The sequence below is a fragment of the Sphingobacterium sp. HSC-15S19 genome (genome assembly GCF_050433745.1).
Lineage (GTDB): Bacteria > Bacteroidota > Bacteroidia > Sphingobacteriales > Sphingobacteriaceae > Sphingobacterium > Sphingobacterium siyangense.
The window spans coordinates 42,802-69,041 of sequence record NZ_JBNPWQ010000023.1; the positions used below are offsets into that span (position 1 = coordinate 42,802).

The window sequence follows — 26,240 nt, forward strand, 5'->3', positions numbered from 1 at the left end:
ATGAAAAAATTCAAGGAAAATATGGACAGGTTTTTTGACAAGCTGGACAACAGTTGGAGGGCTTTACCATTGAGGAAGCAACACCTATACACGCTGTACTTCTTTATTGGTTATCTACTGCTTACTGTAGGCGTTGTTACCAAAGTATGGTACGATACAAGCAATTCAAAAAACGATATACAGATAGAGCATATTGAAAACCCTGTCCTTAAAAAGAACGAAAGTCCTGCAAGGTTACAGGACACATTATCAACAATTTTAAAAAATCAGATTTATGAAAGAAAATGAGAACAAAAAGTCGGTTGTTCGGGTAACGGAGGGTAACCCGAAAGAAACCGCGGATGTACTGCAAAACGGTAAGGAGAATAAAACGGAAAAGCTCAAAAAGCCTTTGATTTTTGGTTTGATGGGTATTGTTTTCGTGGGTTGTATGTATTTAATTTTTAAACCGTCGGAAGACAAAAAGGAAATCGAAAACATCGGGCTAAACGATGACGTGCCACAGGCTACCGGAGCAGGAATGCCTGCCGACAAAGGCAAGGCGTATGAACTTGAAATGTTGGAACGCAAAGAACAGGAGAAGCGTAATGGTTTAGCAACGCTTTCAGATTATTGGAACACCGATGACAAGAAAGAGCCTGTGGATGAATTTACCGAAGATGATGATGAAAGCACCGGCTATGGAGGTGGTAGTAGAAATTCGGGAAGAAACAGTAATCCTGCATTGAACAGCTATCGAAATGCACAAAGTACATTGGGTAATTTCTATCAGGACAACAATTCTGAAACAATGGAACTTCGCAAGCAATTGGACGAGTTGAAAGAACAACTAGCTGATAGAGATCTGCCAAAGCCTACAACTGTAGATGACCAGATTGCATTGATGGAAAAATCCTATCAGATGGCGGCAAAATATCTCCCGACAAATACGAATACCAACACCGCAGAACAACCTGTACCTGCAACAAATAGTACCACTTCAGTGGCTTCGGGTGAGAATAAAAAAGAACATTTTGTATCATTTACTGCTGCAAGGAAAAATACGGTATCTGCTTTATATCGGGAGCCTACAGATAGTGAGTTTTTGGAAAATTGGAGCGAAACCCGAAACAGAGGATTTTATACCGCAGGTATTTCCGAACAAATTGTACAGCCCAAAAATAGTATCAAAGCCTGTGTAAACGATGCACAGACGGTGGTTGGCGAAACTGGTGTTCGGTTACGATTATTAGAACCTGCAAAAACACCAAGCCGTACTATTCCGCAGGGAACGGTTGTAACGGCTAATGCCAAGTTTCAAAACGGACGTTTACAGCTTAAAATTACCTCTGTTGAATTGGAAGGTAATATCATTCCGGTTGATATTACTATCTATGATCTGGATGGACAGCAAGGTCTGTATGTTCCGTATTCTCCGGAAATGAATGCTCTTACCGAAATGGCGGGTAATATGAGCCAACAATCAGGAACAAGTCTGATGCTTACCCAAAATGCAGGACAACAAGTAGCTGCTGATTTAAGCCGTGGCGTGGTGCAGGGCATTTCGGGCTATTTCGCCAAGAAAGTACGTACCCCAAAAGTTTCGCTAAAAGCAGGACATCAGGTCTTTCTTGTATCAAAACAATAATGTTAAACTCAATATTTAGACAAATGAAAAATATTTTTAAAACCTTTTGGGCAGTTGCCCTGACCATCGGCTTTGCCGTAACCTCCTTTGCACAGGATAGTGTACCTGTAAAAACACCCCTTGAATTGGGCAGAATTGAGCCATATCGTATGGAAGTAACCTACGATAAAACCTCGCACCTGATTTTCCCTACTGCCATTCGTTATGTGGATTTAGGAAGTGAGTACCTGATTGCCGGAAAAGCAGAAGATACAGAAAACGTATTGCGTGTAAAAGCATCGGTTCGGAATTTTGAAGCCGAAACCAACTTTTCCGTCATTACCAATGATGGTCGTTTTTACTCTTTCAATGTGTATTACAGTTCTTACCCGGAAGCGTTGAGCTACGACCTGCTAACAATGCAAAAAGCAGTAGATAAAGCCAACGGAAACGATGTGCTGTTTGAAGAATTGGGCAACAATTCTCCGTCTTTGGCTGGTTTGTTATTGGAAACCATTTACAAGAAAGACAAACGTATAGTAAAACACATCGGGGCAAAGAGCTTCGGTATTCAGTTTATCCTGAAAGGTATCTATATCCACAATGGGAAATACTATTTCCATACGGAATTAAGGAACAAAAGCAATGTGCCGTTTAACATTGATTTTATCAATTTCAAGGTAGTAGATAAAAAGGTAGCCAAACGTACCGTAATACAGGAACGACCTATAATACCGCTTCGCACTTACAAGCCTTTGGAAGACGGAATAAACGGACAATCTACCGAACAAAATGTTTTTCTGTTAGACCAGTTTACCATTGCCGATGATAAGGTATTGCTAATTGAAATCTTTGAGAAAAACGGTGGACGACACCAAACACTTCAGGTAGAAAATTCGGACTTAATCAAAGCCCGTGTAATCAATGATATACACCTGAAATTTTAATTACCTTTTAAAGCAATTACAATGAAAAAATATATCTACACCGTGATGTTGCTCTTTATGGCCATCATGGTAACACAGGCACAAAGAATGTTACCTAAACAAAAAGGTTTGGAAATAAGCACAGGTATTTTGTCTGATGATAAAATCGGTAATGATTATTACATCAGTCTTGGTATGACCGTGAACGGTAAAAACGGAAATTATCAGATATGGGCTTTGGAATACACACACCAATACCACGATTATAAATCGCTCCAAATACCGCAGGAAACCTACACCGTTGAAGGAGGTTACAGTTTCTTTTTATTAGGCGATGCCCGTAAGAATATCACACTGAATGCCGGGATAACAGGTGTTGTTGGTTACGAAAACATCAACCGTGGCGAAACGATGCTGTATGATGGTGCGAAAATAATGAGTGAGGATAATTTCATTTACGGTGCCGGTGGTCGCCTGACCTTTGAAACGTACCTGTCTGACAGATTTGTATTGGTTTTGCAAGGGCGTACCAAAGTGTTATGGAGTACAGATTTGCGACAGTTCCGACTGTCCGCAGGTGTGGGATTAAGGTTTAACTTTTAAAACATAAAACGATGATAGCAATATTTAATAAATTCAGAATAGGATTACTAGCGATATATGTACTATTGGCAATCTTTACAGCTTCGGTTACTTTGGTATCTTGTAGCAAAGATGATGAACTCGAAATAAAGAACGATTTTCCTTTCGAGGTCAATGTAATGCCAGTGCCTAAAGATGTTACCAATGGGCAGACCGTTGAGATACGCATTACCATACAGCGTACAGGAAATTACAGCAACACACAATATTTCCTACGCTACTTCCAATTCGACGGACAAGGTACTTTGCAGTATTATAATGAGCCTCCGTATCTTCCGAATGATTTGTATCCTTTGGCATCGGAACAATTTCGATTGTATTATACTTCAACTTCAGCAGTTTCACAATCCTTTGACGTTTGGATTTCGGATAGTTTTGGGAACGAAAAACAATTGAGTTTTCAGTTCAATAGTAGTGATTAAAAAGAAAAAGAAATCCTGCCTTTTTATGACAGGATTTCTTTTTTAGGATAATGAGTGGGAAAATTATTTTGTAAATTTAAAATGTGAATTTAAAGTGATTTTGTTATGATTTCTTCATTGGTTATAGGGATAATATCTTTAGTTGCAGGTTTGGCACTCCGTTACTGGATTAACCGAAGAAAGTTTTATAGAAGAAGTCACTCTGGTGCAGAGGGCTTTTCGTCTTATGAAAAGCAGGTCACCATTAAGTTTCTTGAACGAGTTGGTAAATGGATAGCTTATGCACTGATTATTTTCGGGCTGTTGTCAGTGTGGGTTTACTCTCGTGAAAAAAAGGCAATAAAAACAGAGCAATCAAATCAAAAATAATTTCTAATTACATTTTTAGGAGAATCGGATATCTAAAAGGTTATCCGATTTTTTGTTTTTAAAAGAGATAAAGATTGATAAGGGTTACAATTATAGAGAGAATGCTAATCAATTAAAACGACTTTAGTATATTTACTTAGTAAAATAAGACAACAAGACAATAAGTAGGAACGCTCACGCTAGGCGTGGGCGCTCGCTTATTCGTTGTCGGGTATACCAGTGCCTCAGTATCGATAAGTTGTAGTTGCCTACGCTTCTTTTTTGTGCAGGCAATCCATTAATTTGATACGAGAATAAATATGGAAACTGGTACATCACAACAAAAAATCACCCTTGCTTTTATCGATGGCAAAAGCCCAATTTTGGATCTGATTTACAACGAACTCATAGCTTCAGGAATTGAAGTGTTGTTTAGATCGGAAAGTATTAAAGATGGATTAATTCAATTATCTGATTTAAAATCTATACCAAAGGTTTGTATTATTGACATTGATTTTTACGACAAGAATATACTGGAACAGCTACAGAAATTGAGATCAAAATATCCATCGATTAAGCTACTTGCTCATAGTGATATTGACGATGAGCAAGTAGGCAAGGCTCTTTTGGATATTGGTTTTTCAAATTATCTAATTCTTGGTAGTGACGTAGATAATTTTAAAAAAGCCATTGACAAGGCTGTCAATGGCTAGGATTTATAGATATCTTTCAATTAATTTAAAATTGTCAAAATTTTCAGTGTATTCATCTATATTTTTCTTAAAGACGATTTCTGTTTCATCTATTTTTTCAACATATTCGATAAGTTCTTCAATTTCATCAAAACTAAATCCGTATTTAATTAACCATATTTCAGTCTCATTATTAGTACCGTATTTTATATAATTGCTTAAAACTTGTGCTCTAATATCATTAGTTTTTTGAAAATATAATATAAAGGCACTTGACAAAGGATCTTTAAGGGATAATGACAACACTTTGTCTATATAATCATAGGTATCATATATTATCTTGTCAAAATCAATATCAACTATATTGGTATCTCTTGGAAATAATGAAACTGGTCGTTTAAAGGTCTTATTTGGCAAAGGTTCTGCGATGCAAGAAAACCTAACTTTTTTCTTTGATAATAATAGTCTAAATTCTCTAGAAGTTATCTCTTTTTTTAATAATTGTCTTCTCAATGCCCTCCTATAATCTTTTTCTGACAAAAAAGCATGTCGTAATGAAATAATTTCAGCAAACGATTTACCTTGAATTTGCCAGAGTAAAATTGGAATAGACGTACTGAGAACATTTTTTTCTCCATTTGATAACTCAGTACGCCTAAGATGTGCTTTATATATATTTTCAAACGATATTTTAATTTTTTTTCTTTGATCATCTTCTAGTCTATAATATTCCTTTACAGTTAACGGTTGTGATTGCTTATTTAGAAATTTATCTAAGATAAAAACTATTTCGTCATCAAGGTTTGCACCTGATATCCGTTTAATCTGGCTCTCAGTAAGCTGTAAATCAACATTAAAGGTGTCATTTTTAATTGCGTCAACAATATCTATAAAATCTTCATTGTTAGGATCTGTTGTGTCATCTAAATTAGATGTAGTTGTTAACTTCGACTCTTTATTTAGCCTTTCTATAAAGAGCTTTTTGTTTTTTTTCTCTATCACTACGTAACCGAAGTCAAAACAATCATTTTCAGTTGTTGTCCGTCCAGCTCTACCAATCAAATTTTTTAGATTAAGAGTTTTTTGATCTTCGTTTCCAGTAAATGTGAAATTATTGATCCAGACTATATCGAAAGGCATATTAATGCCTTGAATTAAAGTTGATGTTGAAAAGCAAATTTTTGCATGATGTCCATTAACGAAATCTTCGATTATTAAACGAGCTTTAAGCGGTATTGAACCATGATGGATAACAATTCCTCGTTTCATTAAATAAATTAATACAGAGTTTTTTTCTCGGTCATCTTTTGTTCCCAAAAACTCTTCAAGTTTACTGATATAAGATAAACCTTTTTCATCTGAAATTTCAGGACACAATTCAATATACTCGGCAAAAGTTTCAATAAAACTCCCATCATATATTTTTGATTTAGATATATAAATTAAAGCTGTACCATTATTTTGAATGATCTCTTTAACAATATTATTATCTATACCTCTTCCTTTTATTCTATCGTCGAAAGGCGAAAAGTATTTAAAACCATTATCAAAATGCTCAATGTATATTTTTCCGACAGTCTTTTGATTGTATGTTTCTGAATCTGTGTTGTTTGTAATGTCATGTTTTTTGAATTGAGCATCTGGGTTGAGTACAAATGGATGAGTAAAAATTTTTTTAACATTTTTTAGCTTTTTATCAATTCTCCTAACCAAAGAATCAAATTTCATTCCTCTAATTCCTTCTTCTGAAATCTGAGCCTCGTCCAATAATATTAGTTCTAAATTTAGATTATCTATATTCCTGAAAATCTCTTCACCCCGTTCAGGAGTAATAATATAAATTCTGTTTTTTGTGCGCTTAGTGTTGACAATTTCAATGAATTGAAGTACTAATGTTTCCTTAGAAACTAATTTTTTAACTTTTATTAAGTATTCTGAAAGTAATGCTCGTGATGGCAAAATAATAATTATATCTCCCTTGGATTCTTTTATCAGTTCTTGAAATAGAAAAGATTTCCCTGCACTTGTTGGAGCAGAAAACGAAAAATTGGTGTATTTCTTTATTGAATTATACGCATCGGCTTGAACAGGTGTAAAATTATGCCCTGTTTCTTCAATTATTGATTCAGCATATACATTATATATTGTTTCGATGAACGAATTAGGTGTGCTTGTTTTGTAAAACAGTCCCATAAGAAACATTAATTTCCCTTCATATTTTTTAAAATCTTCTGGTATATATTTTTTTAAATACGATAAAGATTCTAAATGACTGTTGCTGACAGGTCCATATTTATGAAAGTCAAAAAGAATTTCTTTAATAGTTTGTTCATCAACCTTCTGCTGAAATAAAATGTTACTTAACATAATTCTACCGCGATTAAATATAATTCTTTGTTTTTAATTATCTCTTTAATTGGTTTAGAATCAAGAGCATTATTCAATATCGTGATAATACTAGCACTATTGAAAGAAAATGCCGCGGCATATCCCTTTTCATCATTAATGATGTTGTTTTTTGTAGTTTCGTCTAAAAATGGTTGTAACCAAAGTAATTCTCCATTATCTCTATCATTAATAAAATTATTTATTTGTACTAATGCTTCAGGTCTTGGAGTATCATTTGTGCTAAACTTTGCTTCTCCAAATATTAAATAATTAGCAGAACTAATGCTGTGAAAGTCAAAACCAGGATTACCAGATATTTTTTCTTTCAAAAGTTCGGCTAGAGGTATTTTTTTATGTAGGAATTTAACTTCCAACGCGTGTTGTGCTGAGTATGAAACAATATATTCGCCAATATCCGTATTCACAGTAGTTGAAACTTTTGCAATTATTTCATTAACTATCTTGTTAATAGTTTTTTCAGCATTTGCTTTAAAAACTTTCTTGGAAATTTCATCCAAATTATTTATCCAACTCGTATCAGAAATATTAGTTTCTATTTCTTTAATGATAGGCTTAAAATCATCAATTCTTATATGAATGCAGTTAATATTGCATTCAGAACCAATTGGGAGTTTACTAAGTATTTTATTATCAATATGGTTAATATTCATTAGTGGTTCTGATTTATAATTACTTATTTTTGGTCAAATAGAAATTCAATAACGAATCTTGCTACAAATAACAAACTTACTGAATTAAAGCAATGTTTAAACAACTAGCAAACAAAAATCTATCCTAACCAAGCGACGTTCTTTTGCTTCTTTTCTTTGGTCGATGCGTGGAAAGAAAAGAAGTCATATCATAAACGACAAAAAGGGATAACGAATATCCCTGCAAAACAGATCGCAACCTGTTTGATGAAATGTGACGTGAGGACGGTTCGTAGCCTTACATTTTGGCAAAGTGGTTGTTCCGCTTAGATGCAAAAAGACTGCCCCGACCTTCGGGAGGGAGTATCTTTTTGCCGCCCGATTTCGGCTATCGGGCGACTGGAATGGGTTGTGAACGAAAGTCTTTCAGATTTAGAAAAAAGCCTCTGTATTCTGTCAATCCGTTACGAAATAGACCCCATCACAAAGAACTTCCCATTTGAGCCAATGACGAATTGATATACAAATCCTGTTTTTCCAATGCTTCAGCTAAACTGCAACTTGGTGTGTCGTCTTGCTGTTCGGACTGCTTCAGCAAATCGCCAAATTCTTCTGTAACCATTGGCAGATTAGAAACGGTTTCGTATCTGTCGGAATTGGGTTGTTTTATATCTCCTATGGTTGATAATAATACCTGTCCTGTGTATTGGCTGTTGCCGTAATCTAGCCAATATTTTGGTGTATGATGGTAATACTTTCCGTAGTCCAATGCTTTTAATATTTCAGCAATACCAAATCTTGCTCTTACACTATCCACGCAGGTAATAAAGATTGTCGCTTGTGCGTTTTCGGGAACTTTGCTCAAACTGTCCTTTTCAAACTTCTGCGTTTCGGCTTTCCAGTTTGTACCTGCAAAACGGTTTGCTCGGTTGATGAGAGCAACGGATTTATATAATCCTACCTCACATTCAGCGAAACGCTGTCTGCCCAAATTTGCTTCTGTAATAACATCATCATCCCAAAGGCGAACGGACAATCCTGCGTGTCCTAAAGCTATTAAACTGTGGTTCATTTCCATTAAGGCGGTCAAAACCTTTGAGCCTGTACCACCTGCACCGATAAGGTTTACCGATATGGGATTGGTAGCATTTATCAAACTGCTGTCTGTAAAATGGACTTTTATTTTTTCGTTGTTCATCGCAATATGTCTTTTAAGGTTAGATTACTTTTTGTCAATACTTCCATTGGAAAGGCTTCGCCAGTGACAATTAAACTCTCCCAATGGCTTACGCAATTTCCATTTATCGGGTTATGACCGTGCATTAAATGACTGAAATAGCTGTTAAAGAAAAAACCTTCCCATTTGTTTATAAATTCTTCCAATGAAGCGGTTTTCTTTATGCGTACATCTACCGTACCCATACATACATTGCCGTCCTCATACACGTTAAAAAAGGGAGCATTGTACAGCTTTGTTTTTATTGTAGGTCTTCTGCTATTTGACAAGGCGAAAACTGCTAAACCCTTTCGGTTGGCTACCCACAGCATAGGCGGTACATTGGCTTTGCCTTTAGGTATGCCCAGACTTTCTACAAAATACATTTCCCTTTGTGTGGCTTTGGTAAACCAAACTACTTTGTTTGCATTAGGCTCAAAGTATAAAACCTCATTGCTTAATATTCCCTGCGGTTTCAATAACGGTTCTTTTTCCTCTTTGGCGGTCTTCAAAGCCTTAGCCAGTTGGTTAGCTTCCTTTACGGTTAAAGGGTGTGCATTAATGGGCGTACCGTTTTTATCCATATCAAAATGCTCTACATAAGTATTGTTACCCTTTCCAGTAGTCTGATAAAATACCAATGCTGATTTTGGGTAGTATAGCGTTCCGAAATCCTGTGTTATATCGTTCATAGCTTTGTTTTTAAAAATTATTCAAAATGTATGTCAATTCATTTATCATCGGTAGCAAACGGTTTTCAAAATCCAAAGTATTGGCGGTTATATCACTTCCGTCAAACCGTTTGATAATAATGGGTTCTTCCATCTGTCCGTATTCCTGTAATTCGTTGTTAACGGATTCTACCACATTATCCATAAGCCAGCCTGTACCGTCTGCACAGAATGAAACATATTTCTCCATTGAAATGATATTTTCCATGTCTTCTTCATTGGCTTCGCCATTTGGTCGGGCATTGCGGAATACGTTTGCATTAGGGTATTGCTGATAAATGGCATAGGCTTCCTGTGCTACTTTAAAGCAATCAGCATCAATCTTATCTTTCGATTTAAAACGGTTTAACCGTTCTTTAAAGAGCCTTAAATTAGCTTCGTTGTAAATTTTCTGTTCCATACGGTCGCCAATCCATTCTGCTTGAGAAAATTCGCTGAGGTAGGCTTCTGTATCTTCTCCGTAATCATCCTCGGTTACCCAATCTTTGTGCATTTCATACATCCAGTACAGATAACTACTTTCCTGTCTGTAGTATGGAATGTCGGCAATGTGGTACAAATAACTGCAAACTGACAAAAACAGTTGAGCGGTATGTTTTCGCTTTGGGTCTTTCAACCAACGAAATAAGGGTATTACAGGAATGTAATACAGGGTTGCACCAGTATTATATCTTTCCTCGCTTGTAAAAAACACTTTCTTGCTATCCTGTATCAGTCTGATTTCTTCCCAATCCGTTATTTTAAGTTTTAGCTGTTCTTCGGTGTCTTTTAAAGCCAATGCGATATTGTAGGGGTAGCCATAAGATTGCGTTGATTTCGGAATGATACCGTAATGCTCTGCCAATTGAGAAAGGGAACTATAAAAATCCCTTTCCATTTTAGCATTATCCCTGCAAGCCTGTACGGTTTCTGTTTCGTTCAGTCTTGGGAGAAACGAAGTCCTTAAAAAACCATTGGCAACATGGCTACTGGTACGGACTGCTGTTTGTCCTTTTGGATTTCGTTTGCGTCTTTCGGTCGTTGCATCCAGTTTGCAAACTCGCTCAACTGACGGTGCAATTGCTTTTGCTTGGGTTCTTGGGGCATTTGGAATGTTCCCGATACGGTATGTCGTTGCATAAGTCATTGTTTTACTGTTTTAGTTTAACCTTTTGTTCCCATTGCACTTTCAAAACGGTACTGTACGGTATCGTCCTTGATTTGTGGTGCTGATACTTTTGCGGTAGTCAGAATGGGGTATGTATTGGAATAAAAATTCATTACTGCTTGTACACTCCATTGCGGTTCGGGGTCGTTGAGTTTGATTTCCTGCCCCTTATCATTCAATATAAAAACTCGTTGTAATTGCGTTGCTAATAACATAACATTTGATTTTTGGGTTAGTACTTCTATTCTTCTTCTCCTGCTTTATCAATGGGGTAATCGTCTGTAACTTCTGCCGATTGTATCGGTTCGGGTGTTGCTTCTTCTGTTGCACCGAAAAGGCTCGGTGTGGCAAATTTGTCCGATAGTGAAGTTTTACGTTTGCGTATGGCATCGGCATAGTCGGGAAAATCGGCAGGGTTCGGCACTTTCATCCACGCTTCACGGAATTTACCCTCTTTTTCCAGTTCGTCAGCCTTTGCCATAGCTTCTTTATATTTCTTTTCCTTGGCTTCCTTTTCTTTCTTCTCCTTATCGGCTTTTTCCTTTTCCATTGCCGATTGTTTTTTGACTTCTTCCATTTGCTTCAAGAATTTCTCCATATCCACCATCAAACCCGAAACGGTCTGTACTGGTGCGGTTATCTGTTCAAAAAATCCCTCATCAAACTCCTGTGCGGTAGCATTGAATGTAAGGGGCGGAATAAGGTTTTTTGCACTATCCCCGCATTGTTCATTGTTAAGCATAACCGATACGATTAGCTTGGTTTCTGCTCCCTTTGAAATGTTCAGTTGCAATACTCCTGTAAAGTCCAACTGCTGTATCTGATTGAAAAAATTTGTGTTCATCGTTCTAATTTTTTTGTTTATCCTCTAATCGTTTTTTCTTAGCTGTCAGTTTATTGAACATATCTGTCCAGTAGGCGTTCTGTCTCTTGTCGAACTCTGAAAAACTTTCGTCCTCGTGCCTGTAACCAGTGAACCGTTTGCTAATCTTTATGGCTTCATCAAGATCAGTGACTTCGATAGAGCATCCGTTTAAATCCGTTACTTTCATAGCAATGATAATTTGCGTTCCAAAAGCGTTTCCAGTATTTCGTAATCGCTGTCATAGGTTTTTCCCTCAAAATGGTAGGTGTCTTTATCTTCGTCAAAATCATACGCTTCTAGGTCTTCATCGCTCAAAAATACATCGTCCAGTATTCCGTTTTGATAGATTGCCCTGCCATATATTCCGTTTCCCATTTCCTCATAATCCTGTATAAAATCAACTTGGTAGCGGTCTGCTATGCTCCGCAGTATCTCGGAGTTTGGCGACCATTTTGTTTCGTACTGAAAATTCCCTTCATCGCCCTCGTTCCAGTAGATATTGAAGAAATACCCACCGTTTGTACTGTCTGTAAAGTCGGGCAATTGCCCCTCTTCGGCTTGTTCTTCCTTTTCCTTTAGGGTTTGAAAAAGTTGTTGTATCTGTCTGATTGCTTCGGGTTTCCCCTCAAATACAACCGTATTACTGCACCAATTCGCCATAATATTTGTTTTTAAAAGGCTACCACCGTTTGCAAGGCAGTAGCCTATGGTTTAATTAATTGAGTTGAAAAACGTCTGCACCAACTTTCTGAAAAGAAGTACATAATTCAAATGCTTTCTGTGATTTAAGTTGAGCAGTACCGCCCATTACAATACTCTGTAATTTGGCTTCGTTGTCTTTGTAATTTCTTACGTTCTGATAATAGCCTGTTACTGCATTATATGCCCCGAACAAAGTACCTTTTGTGGTGTCCATCTGTTGGGTATCGCTTACCATTGCATAAGCAAAAGCATCTTCAACCACGTTTTTGTATACGGTGGAAACTTCATCTTCCGCACCTTTTTTTAGCAGTTCCAATGTTTCCTTATTTGGGCAAAGTGCCAGTTGGATTAGCTTTTTAACTTCTTGGTCTGAAACTTTTACTTTCGTCCACTCATTGAAAATTCCTTCTAATTGGTCACTGAACTGGTTCGCAATTCCCATAACTTTATGTGCATTGTCCAAACGTTGTTTTGCTCCTGCGGTGTGCTTAATGCGTACTACATTGCTCATATTACGCAAAGAAGCATTTAAGGTATTTTGGCAAACGATACGGATAGGTGTAAAAGCGGCTGTAATACTACCGCTACCGTCATGCGAAGTCGTAAGGAAGATGTATTTTTCTGTCACATCATCGCCATTGCCCACACGGATATAACTAGGTAATTTGGCGGTGATAAAAATGCGTTCCCCATTACCCAAAGCTCCTGCGGTTTCGTATAAAATGCCGTCCGTACCACCTACAATACTGTCAAAGAATGAAAAAGCATCCCTGTTTTGTACGATATGATAGTCTTTACCCACCACACCCAAAACTGCATTGTTATCGGTGCGTATGTTGGCGAAATAGTTAGGTACTTCCAGTTCGCTATTTCCAATCTCGATACCGTTAGCAGTTTCTATAATGCCTGAGCTTTTTGTAAAGAGTGGAGATTTTACCACTTCATAATCTAACCCTGCGTGTCTGATAGCTTGCTCACTTGTTGGGTAGTCCTGTACGATTTGCCCCAAACCGTGCCACGCTTTTTCCTTTACGCTAAAAAATGAGTAACGTCCTGTTTTGCTGTTGAAATTGATATTATGTGCCATGTTGTTGAAATTTTAAAAGTTTGAAAAATGAATATTTGATAGCTGTTAAAATGGTAGGTCATCTTCGGTTTGCTCCGCTTTAGCCTTGCCTTTGTTGTTATTGTCAGTAGCCTGTGCGGTTTCTGTTTTCCTGCTACCTCCGTGCAGTTTGATTTGTGAGGTATGGAAATTCAGTCCTGCTTTTGGCTCTCCGTCATTTCCTTTCCACGCTCTTGTACTTACTCTGCCTGTCAGTTCTACCAGTGTGCCTTTTGTGAGTAGTCTGGCTACGTTGGGAGTTATCCAGTACGAGCAGTCGAAATAGGTTGTTTGTTCTATGCGTTCGCCCTGCTTGTTTTTGTAGCTGTCGTTTGTTGCTACTGAAAAGTTTACTACTTGTTTGTCCTGTGACGTTGTGCGTACTTCCGCATCTCTTGTCAGTCTTCCTGTGATGTTCATGATTTTCGATTTTTACGTTGTTAAATTCCTGTTCGATTTTTTTTGATTTGATTTATTCGGCAATGAGAGGAGGTGCTTGTTTTCGTTTCACTTTTTCCATTTCCAATGCTGATATTTTTCATTTCTGACATTTTTTTTATTCGTGTAAAGAGCCGGAGTATGCTTTGTTTCGTTTCACGAGCATAAAAGGTTAGTGTTTAGCAGCAGCAAGGTTTTGTCAAAAAAATACGACCCGCATGGGTGGAGATTATTTTGCAAACCCAAAGGGCACGACCTTGCTGTTGCGTTATGAACACTGAAATACCTTTGCTCTTGAAATGGGACAAAAACAGCATACCGGCTCTTGGATAAAAAATAATGTGGAAGCCAATGGAAAAGGTATTGGATAATGACCCGATGTGCGTAGAAAACACGCAGCCATCGAGGCTGAGTTTTACAACACTTTAGTGTTCAATCAGTAGCTTATTATTTTCTATCTCATTCGGTCACCAATAATATATGGTCAAATACTGCCTTTAAAAGACAAAGACTACATCTTTGGGCTTTCTCTTTAAAATCATCCATAATTTCAAAATCCATATTTTCTAAATAGGATTGGTTATGAGAGATAATTCACAGAAAACTAAGGTCACCGCTGAGAAACTTAAGAAAGTTATGAAAGGTGATAAAACGGAAATGTCAAATGAAGATGCTACGAGAATGCTTCTGTTTTTAAAAAGACTAGCACGGATCGCTGTAAAAAAATATTTGGAAAGATGAGAGTAAGTAGAGAGCCCATTGCAGACATTTATGTACGTGTAAGCACAGATGAACAGGCCGATAAAGGTTACTCGCAACGTAACCAGGAAGAAATGCTGCGCAAATACTGTGAAAGCCATTCCATAGAAATACGTCATGTCATATACGAAGACCATTCTGCCAAAACCTTTAATAGGCCTGAATGGAAAAAATTGATAGCTAATCTGAAGAAAAACAAGAATCGTATCGATCTTATTCTATTTACCAAATGGGACCGTTTTAGCCGTAATGCAGGCGATGCATACCAAATGATAAATATTCTACGTGACCTCAATATTGAACCACAAGCCATAGAACAGCCGTTAGATCTCTCAATACCAGAGAATAAGATGATGCTGGCATTCTATCTTGCAGCTCCAGAAGTTGAAAATGATAGGCGTGCATTGAACGTTTTTTATGGAATGCGTCGAGCAAAGAAAGAAGGAAGGTATATGGGGTTGGCACCTGTAGGTTATAAAAATAAAGTTGATGAGAGCGGTCTCAAATTTATCACACCAAAAGAACCTGATGCATCAGTCTTGCGTTGGTCATTTGAACAATTGGCGAAAGGTCTTTACAATACCGAACAGATTTGGAAAAAATCAAGAGAAAAAGGGTTAAAATGCAGTAAAAATGCGTTCTGGCAGATGATAAGAAATCCGCTTTACTGTGGTAAGATATTCATTCCGCCATTCAAAGATGAAGAAGGTTATTTTGTAGAAGGACAACACGAGGCAATTCTAGAAGAAAAACTGTTTGAAGAAGTCCAGGATATCCTAGACGGGCGTGGGAGAAAATATCGCTTAAAAATTGATACACGTAATGAGTTTCCACTACGGGGATTTCTGATCTGTCCAAAATGTGGAAAATTATTAACAGCTAGCCGATCAAAAGGTAGAAGCAGATATTACAACTATTACCATTGTTATAAAGGATGTTCACTGCGTATTGGGAGTGATAAATTAACTGAACTGTTTGAACAGGAATTAGGGAGATATAAACCACGCAAAGAATTATTAGAAGTATATAAGGAAATTTTGAAAGAGTGCTATTTTGAGCAAACAAGAGATATACAGACTGCAAAAAAACAAATTTTTACACAATTGAAAGATTTTGAAAACCGGATATCCCATATAAGGGACCTATTGGCTACAGACAAGATCGACGCATCAGAATACAATGAAATAAAGAGCCAATACGGTATCTCAATCGATCAATTAAATAAGAAGTTTTCTGATGTAAGCGGAAGAATTCCAGATATAGAAGAACTTTTAAAAAATGATATTTCAGAACTTCTTAAACTTGATGGCGTTCTAAGTCAGAGCAGTAGTGAAGATTTAAGAGCTTTCCTAAACATATTATTCCCTGAAAAATTGATATTTGATGGAGAATCTTTCACAAAATCAAAATTCTGTCCGGCAGTGAAAAAGGGGTATCGATACATTGTATAGTATCTGAAATATCTAAAAGCTTTCAATACATAAAGTTTCAATCAAAATATGCCTTTATAGGGCATTTTTTTTTGATTTTCCCATAAAGGATTGTAGGAAATTAAACTCTGACAGTCCTACAATTCAATTTACAACAAAACAAACAATTTTTATGAACATTGCTGAAAAATAAGATGTTAGGTGTTTTGATTTTTGTAATTTAGTGCCAAACAAAGCCAACGAGCACCATTGAAAGACAGGATACATTACTTAAATAGTTTATTGTTAAGGGTTCCAGGATCTATGTATAATTTTTGTGCGGAGTTGTCTATAAATTATTTTTAGCGATGGGAAATATAGCAGACTTATACATTCGAGTTAGTACAGATGAACAGGCTGATAAGGGCTATTCACAGAGAAACCAAGAAGAGATGTTGCGCAAGTATTGCATCAATCAGTCGATTGAGGTAAGAAATATTATCTATGAGGACCATTCCGCAAAGACATTCAATAGACCCGAATGGAAAAATCTTGTACTGACACTTAAAAAAAAGAAAAATAATGTGAACCTTATTCTGTTCACAAAATGGGATCGTTTCAGCAGAAATGCTGGTGATGCCTATCAAATGATTAACATTCTTCGCGGGTTGGGCGTAGAACCGCAGGCGATAGAACAACCACTTGATTTGTCTATCCCTGAGAATAAAATGATGCTGGCATTTTATCTTGCGGCTCCTGAAGTTGAAAATGACCGTCGTGCATTGAATGTATTTTACGGAATGCGCCGAGCGAAGAAAGAGGGTCGCTATATGGGATTAGCTCCTGTAGCATATGAAAATAAAACTTCCGAAAATGGAAAGAAATTTATTGCACCGAAAGAGCCTGACGCTTCCGTTTTAAGGTACGCATTTAAAGAAATAGCGAAAGGTATATTCAATACCGAGCAGGTGTTTAAGCAAGCGAAAGAAAAGGGATTGAAATGTAGCAAGAATGCTTTTTGGCAGGTTATACGAAATCCATTGTACTGTGGTAAAATATTCGTTCCCCAGTTCAAAGACGAAGAAAGCTGTTTCGTTGATGGGCAACACGAGGGAATCATATCTGAATCGCTCTACTATGAAGTACAGGACGTATTAGATGGACGCGGACGAAACTATCGTCCCAAGATAAAAACCATTGATGAGTTTCCGGTTAGAGGATATTTGGTTTGCCCTGAATGCAGTAAGTTATTGACTGGAAGTAAATCAAAAGGTAGAAGCCGTTACTATGCATATTATCATTGTATCGGAGGATGTACGCATCGTGTGAATGCTGAAAAAGTCAACGCGGCTATTGTAGAAGACTTAATTGAATTTCTTCCTAAAATCCAAAATAGATCTTTCTATGAAGAAACCATTTCGAAAGACTACCTAGGTGGAACACTAGAAGTACAATCAGAAAAAAAGGAGATTTTGGCAGAAATTAAAGATTATGAAGATCGATTATCTCACACGCGAGACCTGCTTGCTACTCGTCAGATTGAAGCTGAAGACTATAGAGAAATGAAATCAGTCTATAGTTCAAAGATTTCTGCTCTGGAAGCAAAGCTAAATAGAGTTAATTATGATTCAGATAACATTCAAGACCTTATAAAACAAGGAATTAACAAGATAATTGAGATAGAGAAAAATGTAATGAAAGGAGAACTTGCAGAGATATCAAAAGATATTGGTTCAATTTACCCTGAAAAAATCATTTTTTCAGAAAGCCAAGTTCGAACCGCTCGTCGAAACGATTTTATACAACATATCAACTTGATAAACAAAAAGTTATATACAAAAAAAAACGGGACAAAAGTAGATTTTTCTACTTTGTCCCGTGAAGTCGGGGTGGCAGGATTCGAACCTACGACCTCCACATCCCAAATGTGGCGCGATACCGGGCTACGCTACACCCCGAAAAGGTATCACCTTTGTTTTGTGTGGCACAAATATCGAATCATTTTTTGACTTTGTCAACACCCTGCAGAAAATTAATCACTAAATAGCTGATTGATTGCACAATATTTTTACACAAAGCACATATTCTATTGAATTTAGTAATTAAAAACCCTCTCCATATAGCCTACAAAGGAATATTCAAAATATCTTTAGATTATCCATTTCATTTTCATATCTTTGCATCCGATTTGAATATCAGTCAATAGTTTTTTAAAAAAGTATTTTTATATTCAGAAAATAAGTCGTAATATTGCATTCCGATTTTTACAGGATATAAATCGTTAATAATTACTCGAAATCATGGATTTAGTAAAATTTGTAGAAGAACAAGCGGTAGTAAAGAATGAAATTCCCGCTTTCAAAGCTGGAGATACCGTCAGCGTTCATTATAAAATTCGCGAAGGAAATAAAGAGCGTGTACAGGTGTACCAAGGTGTAGTAATTCAATTAAACAGCGAAGGTGCTAACGCTACTTTTACCGTTCGTAAAATCTCAAACGGTGTAGGTGTTGAACGTATTTTCCCTGTAAACTCACCAAACATTGAAAAAATTGAAGTAAACAGCTACGGTAAAGTTCGTCGCGCGAAATTATTCTATTTACGCGGCCTTACTGGTAAAGCTGCTCGTATTAAATCGAAAAGAATCTAATTACGACTATTACAGCATAAAAAAAGGCTTTGAATATATTCAAAGCCTTTTTTTATTGACTATATTGCCCTGGCTTCTCAAACGCAGACAGCACAACCAACTTCCTTCTGTAATAAATTTAGGACAATTAGATAATGTCCTTCAAAATTCCAACCCTCTTTTTGCCGCGCTAAAACATTTTACTTACTTTTAGCACCGTATCTGAAAGGTAGAATCGTAGATGATTACAATAGCGGAAAACAAACTGGTATTGTTTCATCCCAACTTGGCTACCGCTAAAAATCAAACTGTATCTTGATGAGAACTATAGCTTTTATCCTTACTTTTATCATCTATCCGACCTTTATTTTTGCACAACGAAATCTGAATGAATTTCTTCAGCTACAGTCGCGCCCTCAAACGTATTATGTACTTCCAGTAACAGATGCGATCACGATTGACGGAAAGGACAGTGAAGCTTCCTGGTCAAAAGCGATATGGACAGATTCTTTTAAGGATATTGAGGGATCAAATAAACCTGCCCCTACTTTTAAGACACAAGTCAAGATGCTTTGGGACAAAGAAAATCTTTACATTTTTGCTAAGCTTCAAGAACCTCATATCAAAGGATATTTAAGACAAAAAGATACAATCATCTATCATGACAATGATTTTGAGATCTTTCTCAAGCCAAATCTGTTATCTCCAGAATATATAGAGATTGAAATAAACGCATTAAATACCGTAATGGATCTTTTGATGACTAAACCTTATCGCTTTGGCGGCAGAGCTAATCTAAATTGGGACACAAAAGATATGGAAAGTGCAGTCTATCATGCTGGGTCCATCAACGATCCTCAAGACAAGGATGAATTTTGGACTGTGGAAATGAAAATACCTGTAAAAAGTCTAAAATACTTTGGCGAAGGAAATCAGATTAAAGCAAATGAAACCTGGAAGATAAACTTCTCACGTGTTCAGTGGCATTATGACAACACCGAAACAACCTACAGCAAGAGAAAAGACAACACGGGTAAGACGCTCGCTGAAGAGAACTGGGTATGGTCTCCAATCGGCCTCGTTAATATGCATTACCCTGAGCGATGGGGACATATAAAATTTGTTAACGACACAGACCATCAACCTATCGATGAGCAATTCCTCGCACTCGAAAAAGTTACCTGGAATATCTTTTACCTGCAACAGATCTATAGAAAGGATAAAAAACGCTATGCAACGTCAATTCAGGAGCTAAGCAAATTATATCCTGAAATTATAAATGAGCACAAAAATTATGAGATTGTATTTTCAAACAGTAATAATTTCTATCGCATTGAAATCAAGTCAAAAGCACAGCCTACATTAAAGACAACAATAGATAGCCAAGGTAATATCTATTTTTAATTTAATTAATCGAGCCATCTTCAATTCTGATTTTGAATAAAAATTGCTATCTTTGTATCCCGTACATAGAGCAACTATTATTGGTCATTTTGACCACATAAAATTGAAAATCCTTTAATTGTTATGACTAAATATATTTTTGTTACGGGCGGCGTTACTTCGTCGTTGGGGAAAGGTATTATTGCTGCCTCCCTTGCTAAACTTCTCCAAGCGCGTGGCTATAAAGTTACCATTCAAAAATTCGACCCTTACATTAACATCGATCCAGGAACATTAAATCCATATGAACATGGAGAATGTTATGTTACAGAAGATGGCGCTGAAACAGACCTTGACTTAGGTCATTACGAGCGCTTCCTGAATGTCCCTACCTCACAAGCAAATAACGTCACGACAGGCCGCATCTATCAACACGTTATCCAACAAGAACGTGAAGGTGCATATTTAGGAAAAACCGTTCAAGTGATTCCCCATATCACCGATGAGATAAAACGCAGAATGCAACTGTTGGGTGAGTCCGGCAAATATGACATTATCATCACTGAATTGGGCGGAACTGTAGGCGATATTGAGTCCTTACCGTTTGTGGAGGCCGTAAGACAGCTTCGCTGGGAATTAGGAGCCAATAATTCGCTGGTTATCCATTTGACTTTAGTCCCTTATTTGGCTGCTGCTGGTGAGCTTAAAACAAAACCTACCCAGCATTCCGTAAAAACATTATTGGAATATGGTGTACAACCTGATATTCTAGTATGTCGTACTGAACATAAATTATCGCAAGAAATCCGTAAAAAATTAGCGCAATTCTGTAATGTCAACATCAACGCCGTCGTAGAATCTATCGATGCGTCGACGATTTATGATGTCCCATTATTGATGTTGAAGGAGAATCTTGATAAAACAGCATTAACAAAGCTAAAACTTTCCAACAAAAATGAGCCTGATCTAGAAAACTGGAAAAACTTTTTAGGTAAGCTCAAAAACCCGACAAGTGAAGTTAATATTGCTTTGGTCGGAAAATATGTTGAGCTTCCAGATGCTTACAAGTCCATTATCGAAGGATTTATTCATGCGGGCGCAACAAACGAATGTAAAGTAAAAGTGAGCTATATTGCTGCTGAAAGTGTTACAAAAGAAAATGTTGCTGAAAAGCTGAAAGGTATGGATGGAGTTTTGGTTGCTCCGGGTTTCGGTGAACGCGGCTTGGATGGTAAGCTAAATGCTATTCAGTATGTTCGTGAAAATAATATTCCGTTCTTTGGTATCTGCTTAGGTATGCAATGTTCGGTTATCGAATTCGGAAGAAACGTATTGGGATTAAAAGATGCCAACAGTTTTGAAATGGATGCCAACACCAGCAATCCGGTCATCAATTTGATGGAAGAGCAAAAAAATATTACCAATATGGGCGGTACAATGCGTTTAGGTGCTTACGACTGTGAAATTAAAAAAGGAACTAAGGCCTTTGCCATCTATGGTAAAACAAAAATTTCTGAAAGACACCGTCACCGTTATGAGTTTAACAATGACTATTTAAAACAATATGAAGCAGCTGGAATGATTGCTTCAGGATTCAATCCGGAGACTGGATTAGTTGAAATTGTCGAATTGAAAAACCATCCATTTTTCGTTGCCGGACAATTTCATCCAGAATTAAAGTCAACTGTTGCAAATCCTCACCCACTTTTTGTTAGCTTTGTAGCCGCTGCTTTGGCCAACAAAAAATCAAAGTAGTAATAGAAGGATACAATTAATTAAGTTTAATTATTAAAAATGGATAGAAATACCCTAATTGGTTTGGTCCTGATGTTTGCTATCATCACTGGTTCATTTTACCTGATGAAGCCTTCAGAATCGGAAATCAAACAAGAACAAGCGAGACAAGAGGCTAAAGCGCGCACAGAAAAAGGACTGCCTGCCGAAAGTGACTCTACCGCTAAAACCAAAGCAGCACAAACAGCAGTGATTGCTGATTCGGCGGAATTGAAAAAGCCTTTTGGTGCGACAAAATTTGGAACGGAGAAAGTCATTACGATTGAAAACGAGAAAATCATTGCCAAAATCAGTACAAAAGGTGGTAAGGTTAAATCTGTAGAACTAAAAGGCGAAAAGAATTTCAATGGAAAACCTTTGATGCTTTTTGATGGTGAAGACAATAAGTTTGGTTTTCAATTTAACGCAGCTGGTCAAAACGTATCAACAAATGATTTATACTTCAATACAGAATCTTCGGATATCCAAGTTTCTGGTGAAGGTAAACAATCTGTAAAATTCCGACTAAATTACAGTGCCGAACAGTATATTGAATATGTGTACTCGATTGCTGGTAAAGGCTATAATGTTGGACTGGATATTAACACAAAAGGGATACAGAATTTAATTCCGCAGAGTCAAAAAACGTTGACCCTTAACTGGAACACCGCGTTGAGACAAAAAGAGCAAAACATAGAATCTGAAAGACAGAAATCTACACTTTATTATAAAGAAGATAATAAAGTAGATCATCTTTCAGAATCAAAAGATGCGGATGAAGCATTGGAGAAAAAAGTACAATGGATTGCATTCAAGCAGCATTACTTCTCTAGTATCCTCAGCACTAAAGATGGCTTTGTCAATGCAAAAGTGGATGTAAAACATGCTTCAGAAACCGACATCGTCAAATTCTATAATACAAACGCAGAATTGGCATTTGATAATCATAAGGACAATAACTATTCCTTAAACTTCTTCTTTGGACCAAATCAATACAATGTATTGAAGGCCGAGGGTAATGACTACCAATCGATCATCAATATGGGTTGGGGCCCTATGCGTTGGATCAACCAATGGATTACAGTACCTGTATTTAACTTCCTGGATGGTTTCCATATGAGCTACGGTATCGTTATCCTTTTATTGACATTGATGTTGAAGCTGATTCTTTCACCAATGACCTACAAGTCTTATGTCTCTATGGCAAAAATGCGTGTATTAAAACCGCAGCTGGATGAGATCAAAGCAAAAGTGGGTGAAGATAATCAAATGTTGATGCAGCAGGAGCAAATGAAATTGTACAAACAGGTTGGTGTAAATCCACTTGGTGGATGTCTTCCGCTTGTCCTACAAATGCCATTTACAATTGCGTTCTTCTACTTCTTTCCAAATTTATTTGAATTGAGAGGACAAAGCTTCTTGTTTATGAAGGATATGTCAACCTATGATACACTGTTTACATTTGCACCTATTTTTGGATCATTCAACCACATCTCTTTGATGTGTATCTTGATGACATTGACAACATTGTTGACGACTTGGTATAACAACGCTACATCTGGTGCTACAGGACAAATGAAATACATGGGCTATATCATGCCTTTGATTTTCTTCTTTGTTTTGAATAGCTTCCCAGCAGGTTTGAACTACTACTATTTCTTAAGTGCATTATTTACGTTCTTGACTCAGTTGGTTATTCGCACCATGGTGAATGATGAGAAAATCTTAGCTAAATTGGAGGAAAATAAAAAGAATCCAAAAGCAGATAAAAAATCGAGCTTCCAAACGAAAATGGAAGAGATGATGCGTGCACAACAACAAGCACAACAAAATAAAAACAAATCGTAAGATTTATCATACTGATAAAGAAGGCTTCCAAATTGGAAGCCTTCTTTGTTTGTGAACTTTTGTAGCATTTCGTCAAACCAAACGTTAAAAAGGGTGTTAATAGGTTAAAATTTAGAATATGAACTTTAAAAACATCGCCATATTGGCCATCTTAATCGTTAGTCTTGGAAGTTGCTCTGTGATCAAGAAGAACGCGAATGAGCAGAACACAGACAGTAGCATGTCGTCAGTAATTGGAAAAAAATGGCAATTGATTGAAATCAATGGACAGCCTGTAGCGGATCAGATCAACGGCAAAATGCCTTACCTCCAGCTGGACGAAAAAAGTTACAGTGCAAGTGGCGGATGTAATGGCATCGGTGGAGAATTGACATTATCAAAAAATGGAAAGATTAAATTTGCTCAGGGCATGTCTACGATGATGGCCTGTCCGGATATGTCTATTGAACAAGCTTTATCCAAAAACCTGACTGCTGCAGATAATTATACGGTTAAGGATGGCATTCTTAGCCTGAACAAAGCTAAGATGGCTCCCCTGGCAAAATTTAAGTTAATTCAGAACAATAAACAAGAACTTAGTGGAACTTGGGAACTTGATTATATATCCGGCCCACGGATCGCTTTCGATGGTCTATATCCCAATCGTAAACCAACAATGACATTTGATGCTGCCAGTGGTAAAGTAAACGGAAATAGTAGCTGCAATAACTACAATACGACTTTTAAAACCAATGGAAATACCATTAATTTTGGCCCGATTATGTCAACGAAAATGGCCTGCGAAGGTAATGGTGAAGCAACTTTCTTTTCGACATTGGAAAAGGTAAACACCTATAGTGTAAGCGAGAATACCTTGACATTTATCATGGGAGATATTGCTATTATGCGATTTAAACGGAAATAGAAAATTGCTTTTTTGCTCCAACTGAAGTAAAAAGGGCATTGTTTAAAAAACAACGCCCTTTTTATGTATTAAGCGATATTTGGCAACAGGAAGTCAAAAACCAGCCGGATCTCGCCTAAACAAAGGCACTAAATCCAGTTATACTTCTACCAACTATGAGTGAATTGATTTCTTTTGTCCCCTCATAGGAATAAATTGCTTCGGCATCGGCCAAAAACCGTGCGACATTATACTCCAACAGAATACCGTTTCCACCCATGACCTCTCGAGCCTTGGAAACAATATCTCTCGTACGTAAAGAACAGAAGACTTTAGCCAGCGAGGCATGTTCATCTTTTAGTTCACCTTTATCCTGTAATTCAGATAATCTGAAGACAAGCGTTTGCATAGCTGTTAAATTGGACAACATTTCAACCAGGTGATTTTGAATAAGTTGAAAAGAAGCGATTGGTTTACCAAATTGCTTCCTTTTACGCGTATAATCCAAGGCATTTTCATAAGCACCCCGCGCACATCCTACGGCCATCCAAGCGACACCTGCTCGCGTCATCTGAAGAACCTTTCCTGTATCTTTAAAGGAATTCGCATTTTGCAGGCGATCACTTTCTGGAACGATACAATTCGCTAAAGTAATAAGGCCATTCTGCACAATGCGCAAAGCCATCTTATCTTTAATTTTTTCAACTGAAAAACCTGGATTATCCTTTCGTACAATAAACCCCTTAACTTCGCCATCATCAAGATCCCTTGCCCATACGATTGTGATATCGGAAAAGGTGGAATTCCCGATCCATTTTTTTTGACCATTTAAGACCCAACCTTCAGCTGTCTTCCTACAGGTCGTTGTCAATCCGCCTGCTGCTCCCGACCCTACTTCGGGCTCTGTTAAACCAAAAGCACCAATCACTTGCATCTGCTGCATTTTGGGCAGCCACTCTTGTTTTTGCTCTTCGGATCCGCAAATATAAATTGATCCCATGGCTAAACCACTCTGTACGCCAAAGAAAGTCGCTACAGAAGCATCTACCCGTGCTATCTCCGCCGCTATGATCCCTTCCATTAATGAACTTCCCCCCATACAACCATACCCATCGTAGGTATAGCCACAAATATTTAAAGCTGCTAGTTTCGGTACTATTTCAAAAGGGAACTCATCTCTTAACCAATATTTATTGACGATTGGCTTAACTTCGGTCTCCATAAACTCCCTTACCTTCAATTGCAATGCACGATCTGAATCGTTTAATTTGCTATCCATAGCATAGAAATCACCATTAATAGGCGGTAATTCCTTTTTTTCTTTTCCTGCACTTAGCATTTTCATTAAACCATGAAGCTGCTTATCATCCATTTTTGATACGGCATCCATGACTGCTCCCAAATCCACTTTCTTCGATATTTCTTCCAATTTGCCAAAGTCTATTGATTTTGCCAAATCCATTATATTCTTTACTTTATCAAACATAACTGCAATTTCTTTTTAAGTGTTTACTTCTTAAAATAAGAAAAATAATCCAAAATTGTTTGGAAATGACATGATACAAATTGACAAGATGGAATTATCCGGTAAACAAACGAATGGACAATATCTTACCTTATATCGCCCAATCCCCTATCAATAAAATAGTGGAATCAGGAATGTTTTGAATAAAACATAGA

Annotated in this window: 25 protein-coding genes, 1 tRNA gene and 1 pseudogene; 14 read left to right on the forward strand and 13 right to left on the reverse strand. The window is 37.1% G+C overall.

What is annotated here, in order from left to right; translation table 11 throughout:
* The 7 genes from L1283_RS18345 to L1283_RS18375 all read left to right on the forward strand — a co-directional run bounded on the left by L1283_RS18345 (nt 1) and on the right by L1283_RS18375 (nt 4,657).
* Nucleotides 1-288, forward strand: coding sequence for a hypothetical protein (locus L1283_RS18345; RefSeq protein WP_038330851.1), 288 nt, complete (start codon nt 1-3; stop codon nt 286-288).
* Nucleotides 275-1,627 carry a conjugative transposon protein TraM gene (traM, locus tag L1283_RS18350; RefSeq protein WP_260031515.1) on the forward strand — a complete coding sequence of 451 codons (1,353 nt, stop codon included), beginning with the start codon at nt 275-277 and terminating at the stop codon, nt 1,625-1,627. The genes L1283_RS18345 and traM overlap by 14 nt, the downstream gene beginning before the upstream one ends.
* Before the next feature lie 23 nt (nt 1,628-1,650).
* Nucleotides 1,651-2,553, forward strand: coding sequence for a conjugative transposon protein TraN (gene traN / locus L1283_RS18355; protein ID WP_260031512.1), 903 nt, complete (start codon nt 1,651-1,653; stop codon nt 2,551-2,553).
* A 21-nt stretch (nt 2,554-2,574) separates the two neighbouring features.
* Entirely contained in the window at nt 2,575-3,135 is a 561-nt protein-coding gene (locus L1283_RS18360; protein WP_260031510.1) for a conjugal transfer protein TraO, read from the forward strand.
* 11 nt (nt 3,136-3,146) lie between these two features.
* A complete protein-coding gene (locus L1283_RS18365) occupies nt 3,147-3,596 on the forward strand; it encodes a DUF3872 domain-containing protein (RefSeq protein WP_143884027.1) in 450 nt (149 codons plus the stop codon).
* 105 nt (nt 3,597-3,701) lie between these two features.
* Entirely contained in the window at nt 3,702-3,965 is a 264-nt protein-coding gene (locus tag L1283_RS18370) for a molybdenum ABC transporter permease (RefSeq protein ID WP_143884026.1), read from the forward strand.
* Between the two features lie 299 nt (nt 3,966-4,264).
* Entirely contained in the window at nt 4,265-4,657 is a 393-nt protein-coding gene (locus tag L1283_RS18375) for a response regulator transcription factor (protein WP_143884025.1), read from the forward strand.
* A 3-nt stretch (nt 4,658-4,660) separates the two neighbouring features.
* On the opposite strand, the gene L1283_RS18380 is transcribed toward L1283_RS18375, so the two are convergent.
* The 11 genes from L1283_RS18380 to L1283_RS18430 all read right to left on the reverse strand — a co-directional run bounded on the left by L1283_RS18380 (nt 4,661) and on the right by L1283_RS18430 (nt 13,860).
* The gene (locus tag L1283_RS18380) at nt 4,661-7,003 is read right to left on the reverse strand and encodes a DEAD/DEAH box helicase (protein ID WP_143884024.1); all 2,343 of its coding nucleotides are present in this window, start codon (nt 7,001-7,003) and stop codon (nt 4,661-4,663) included.
* Complete coding sequence (locus L1283_RS18385; RefSeq protein WP_260031505.1) at nt 6,997-7,695, reverse strand: hypothetical protein; 699 nt, start codon at nt 7,693-7,695, stop codon at nt 6,997-6,999. The genes L1283_RS18380 and L1283_RS18385 overlap by 7 nt, the downstream gene beginning before the upstream one ends.
* 460 nt (nt 7,696-8,155) lie before the next feature.
* Entirely contained in the window at nt 8,156-8,872 is a 717-nt protein-coding gene (locus tag L1283_RS18390; protein WP_260031501.1) for a PRTRC system ThiF family protein, read from the reverse strand.
* Entirely contained in the window at nt 8,869-9,582 is a 714-nt protein-coding gene (locus L1283_RS18395) for a PRTRC system protein B (protein ID WP_260031499.1), read from the reverse strand. Before L1283_RS18395 ends, L1283_RS18390 begins: the two co-directional genes overlap by 4 nt.
* 10 nt (nt 9,583-9,592) lie before the next feature.
* The gene (locus tag L1283_RS18400; protein WP_260031497.1) at nt 9,593-10,747 is read right to left on the reverse strand and encodes a hypothetical protein; all 1,155 of its coding nucleotides are present in this window, start codon (nt 10,745-10,747) and stop codon (nt 9,593-9,595) included.
* 17 nt (nt 10,748-10,764) lie between these two features.
* Nucleotides 10,765-10,983, reverse strand: a complete 219-nt coding sequence (locus tag L1283_RS18405; RefSeq protein WP_038330829.1) for a PRTRC system protein C — start codon at nt 10,981-10,983, stop codon at nt 10,765-10,767.
* 26 nt (nt 10,984-11,009) lie between these two features.
* On the reverse strand, nt 11,010-11,612 hold the full coding sequence (locus L1283_RS18410; protein ID WP_260031496.1) for a PRTRC system protein E: 603 nt from the start codon (nt 11,610-11,612) through the stop codon (nt 11,010-11,012).
* A 4-nt stretch (nt 11,613-11,616) separates the two neighbouring features.
* Nucleotides 11,617-11,820 (reverse strand): hypothetical protein, encoded by a 204-nt coding sequence (locus L1283_RS18415; protein ID WP_143884016.1) that lies wholly within the window; start codon nt 11,818-11,820, stop codon nt 11,617-11,619.
* Nucleotides 11,817-12,293 carry a hypothetical protein gene (locus tag L1283_RS18420; protein WP_260031495.1) on the reverse strand — a complete coding sequence of 159 codons (477 nt, stop codon included), beginning with the start codon at nt 12,291-12,293 and terminating at the stop codon, nt 11,817-11,819. Before L1283_RS18420 ends, L1283_RS18415 begins: the two co-directional genes overlap by 4 nt.
* 55 nt (nt 12,294-12,348) lie before the next feature.
* Nucleotides 12,349-13,422 carry a DUF932 domain-containing protein gene (locus L1283_RS18425; RefSeq protein WP_260031494.1) on the reverse strand — a complete coding sequence of 358 codons (1,074 nt, stop codon included), beginning with the start codon at nt 13,420-13,422 and terminating at the stop codon, nt 12,349-12,351.
* 45 nt (nt 13,423-13,467) lie between these two features.
* Nucleotides 13,468-13,860 carry a single-stranded DNA-binding protein gene (locus L1283_RS18430; RefSeq protein WP_260031493.1) on the reverse strand — a complete coding sequence of 131 codons (393 nt, stop codon included), beginning with the start codon at nt 13,858-13,860 and terminating at the stop codon, nt 13,468-13,470.
* A gap of 755 nt (nt 13,861-14,615) precedes the next feature.
* Here L1283_RS18430 and L1283_RS18435 point away from each other — a divergent pair.
* Both L1283_RS18435 and L1283_RS18440 read left to right on the forward strand, forming a co-directional pair.
* Nucleotides 14,616-16,088: a recombinase family protein gene (locus L1283_RS18435; RefSeq protein WP_159333377.1), complete on the forward strand. Its 1,473-nt coding sequence runs from the start codon at nt 14,616-14,618 to the stop codon at nt 16,086-16,088.
* Nucleotides 16,089-16,414: 326 nt separating this feature from the next.
* Nucleotides 16,415-17,353: pseudogene (locus tag L1283_RS18440) on the forward strand (recombinase family protein); the annotation flags it as partial.
* Nucleotides 17,354-17,930: 577 nt separating this feature from the next.
* Here L1283_RS18440 and L1283_RS18445 read toward each other — a convergent pair.
* Nucleotides 17,931-18,004: transfer RNA gene (locus L1283_RS18445), tRNA-Pro, on the reverse strand.
* Nucleotides 18,005-18,346: 342 nt separating this feature from the next.
* On the opposite strand from L1283_RS18445, the gene rplS reads away from it, so the two are divergent.
* The 5 genes from rplS to L1283_RS18470 all read left to right on the forward strand — a co-directional run bounded on the left by rplS (nt 18,347) and on the right by L1283_RS18470 (nt 24,581).
* Nucleotides 18,347-18,694, forward strand: a complete 348-nt coding sequence (gene rplS / locus L1283_RS18450; protein ID WP_075994123.1) for a 50S ribosomal protein L19 — start codon at nt 18,347-18,349, stop codon at nt 18,692-18,694.
* A 297-nt stretch (nt 18,695-18,991) separates the two neighbouring features.
* A complete protein-coding gene (locus L1283_RS18455) occupies nt 18,992-20,077 on the forward strand; it encodes a carbohydrate-binding family 9-like protein (RefSeq protein WP_088162902.1) in 1,086 nt (361 codons plus the stop codon).
* A 123-nt stretch (nt 20,078-20,200) separates the two neighbouring features.
* Complete coding sequence (locus tag L1283_RS18460) at nt 20,201-21,811, forward strand: CTP synthase (protein WP_088162903.1); 1,611 nt, start codon at nt 20,201-20,203, stop codon at nt 21,809-21,811.
* Nucleotides 21,812-21,850: 39 nt separating this feature from the next.
* Nucleotides 21,851-23,677, forward strand: coding sequence for a membrane protein insertase YidC (yidC, locus tag L1283_RS18465; RefSeq protein ID WP_088162904.1), 1,827 nt, complete (start codon nt 21,851-21,853; stop codon nt 23,675-23,677).
* A gap of 118 nt (nt 23,678-23,795) precedes the next feature.
* Nucleotides 23,796-24,581, forward strand: a complete 786-nt coding sequence (locus L1283_RS18470) for an META domain-containing protein (RefSeq protein WP_088162905.1) — start codon at nt 23,796-23,798, stop codon at nt 24,579-24,581.
* Between the two features lie 115 nt (nt 24,582-24,696).
* Here the strand turns inward: L1283_RS18470 and L1283_RS18475 are convergent, their stop codons facing one another.
* On the reverse strand, nt 24,697-26,046 hold the full coding sequence (locus L1283_RS18475) for an acyl-CoA dehydrogenase family protein (RefSeq protein ID WP_198385988.1): 1,350 nt from the start codon (nt 26,044-26,046) through the stop codon (nt 24,697-24,699).
* Nucleotides 26,047-26,240 lie beyond the last annotated feature (194 nt).

Excerpts from the sequence above, each read along its gene's own strand:
- L1283_RS18370 (WP_143884026.1), top strand. The coding sequence starts at position 3,702 with ATGATTTCTTCATTGGTTATAGGGATAATATCTTTAGTTGCAGGTTTG.
- L1283_RS18425 (WP_260031494.1), bottom strand. The coding sequence starts at position 13,422 with ATGGCACATAATATCAATTTCAACAGCAAAACAGGACGTTACTCATTT.
- L1283_RS18420 (WP_260031495.1), bottom strand. The coding sequence starts at position 12,293 with ATGGCGAATTGGTGCAGTAATACGGTTGTATTTGAGGGGAAACCCGAA.
- L1283_RS18455 (WP_088162902.1), top strand. The coding sequence starts at position 18,992 with ATGAGAACTATAGCTTTTATCCTTACTTTTATCATCTATCCGACCTTT.
- traM (WP_260031515.1), top strand. The coding sequence starts at position 275 with ATGAAAGAAAATGAGAACAAAAAGTCGGTTGTTCGGGTAACGGAGGGT.
- L1283_RS18410 (WP_260031496.1), bottom strand. The coding sequence starts at position 11,612 with ATGAACACAAATTTTTTCAATCAGATACAGCAGTTGGACTTTACAGGA.
- L1283_RS18385 (WP_260031505.1), bottom strand. The coding sequence starts at position 7,695 with ATGAATATTAACCATATTGATAATAAAATACTTAGTAAACTCCCAATT.
- rplS (WP_075994123.1), top strand. The coding sequence starts at position 18,347 with ATGGATTTAGTAAAATTTGTAGAAGAACAAGCGGTAGTAAAGAATGAA.
- L1283_RS18375 (WP_143884025.1), top strand. The coding sequence starts at position 4,265 with ATGGAAACTGGTACATCACAACAAAAAATCACCCTTGCTTTTATCGAT.
- L1283_RS18430 (WP_260031493.1), bottom strand. The coding sequence starts at position 13,860 with ATGAACATCACAGGAAGACTGACAAGAGATGCGGAAGTACGCACAACG.
- L1283_RS18380 (WP_143884024.1), bottom strand. The coding sequence starts at position 7,003 with ATGTTAAGTAACATTTTATTTCAGCAGAAGGTTGATGAACAAACTATT.
- L1283_RS18400 (WP_260031497.1), bottom strand. The coding sequence starts at position 10,747 with ATGACTTATGCAACGACATACCGTATCGGGAACATTCCAAATGCCCCA.
- yidC (WP_088162904.1), top strand. The coding sequence starts at position 21,851 with ATGGATAGAAATACCCTAATTGGTTTGGTCCTGATGTTTGCTATCATC.
- L1283_RS18415 (WP_143884016.1), bottom strand. The coding sequence starts at position 11,820 with ATGAAAGTAACGGATTTAAACGGATGCTCTATCGAAGTCACTGATCTT.
- L1283_RS18475 (WP_198385988.1), bottom strand. The coding sequence starts at position 26,046 with ATGTTTGATAAAGTAAAGAATATAATGGATTTGGCAAAATCAATAGAC.
- L1283_RS18390 (WP_260031501.1), bottom strand. The coding sequence starts at position 8,872 with ATGAACAACGAAAAAATAAAAGTCCATTTTACAGACAGCAGTTTGATA.
- traN (WP_260031512.1), top strand. The coding sequence starts at position 1,651 with ATGAAAAATATTTTTAAAACCTTTTGGGCAGTTGCCCTGACCATCGGC.
- L1283_RS18360 (WP_260031510.1), top strand. The coding sequence starts at position 2,575 with ATGAAAAAATATATCTACACCGTGATGTTGCTCTTTATGGCCATCATG.
- L1283_RS18365 (WP_143884027.1), top strand. The coding sequence starts at position 3,147 with ATGATAGCAATATTTAATAAATTCAGAATAGGATTACTAGCGATATAT.
- L1283_RS18435 (WP_159333377.1), top strand. The coding sequence starts at position 14,616 with ATGAGAGTAAGTAGAGAGCCCATTGCAGACATTTATGTACGTGTAAGC.
- L1283_RS18405 (WP_038330829.1), bottom strand. The coding sequence starts at position 10,983 with ATGTTATTAGCAACGCAATTACAACGAGTTTTTATATTGAATGATAAG.
- L1283_RS18395 (WP_260031499.1), bottom strand. The coding sequence starts at position 9,582 with ATGAACGATATAACACAGGATTTCGGAACGCTATACTACCCAAAATCA.
- L1283_RS18460 (WP_088162903.1), top strand. The coding sequence starts at position 20,201 with ATGACTAAATATATTTTTGTTACGGGCGGCGTTACTTCGTCGTTGGGG.
- L1283_RS18345 (WP_038330851.1), top strand. The coding sequence starts at position 1 with ATGAAAAAATTCAAGGAAAATATGGACAGGTTTTTTGACAAGCTGGAC.
- L1283_RS18470 (WP_088162905.1), top strand. The coding sequence starts at position 23,796 with ATGAACTTTAAAAACATCGCCATATTGGCCATCTTAATCGTTAGTCTT.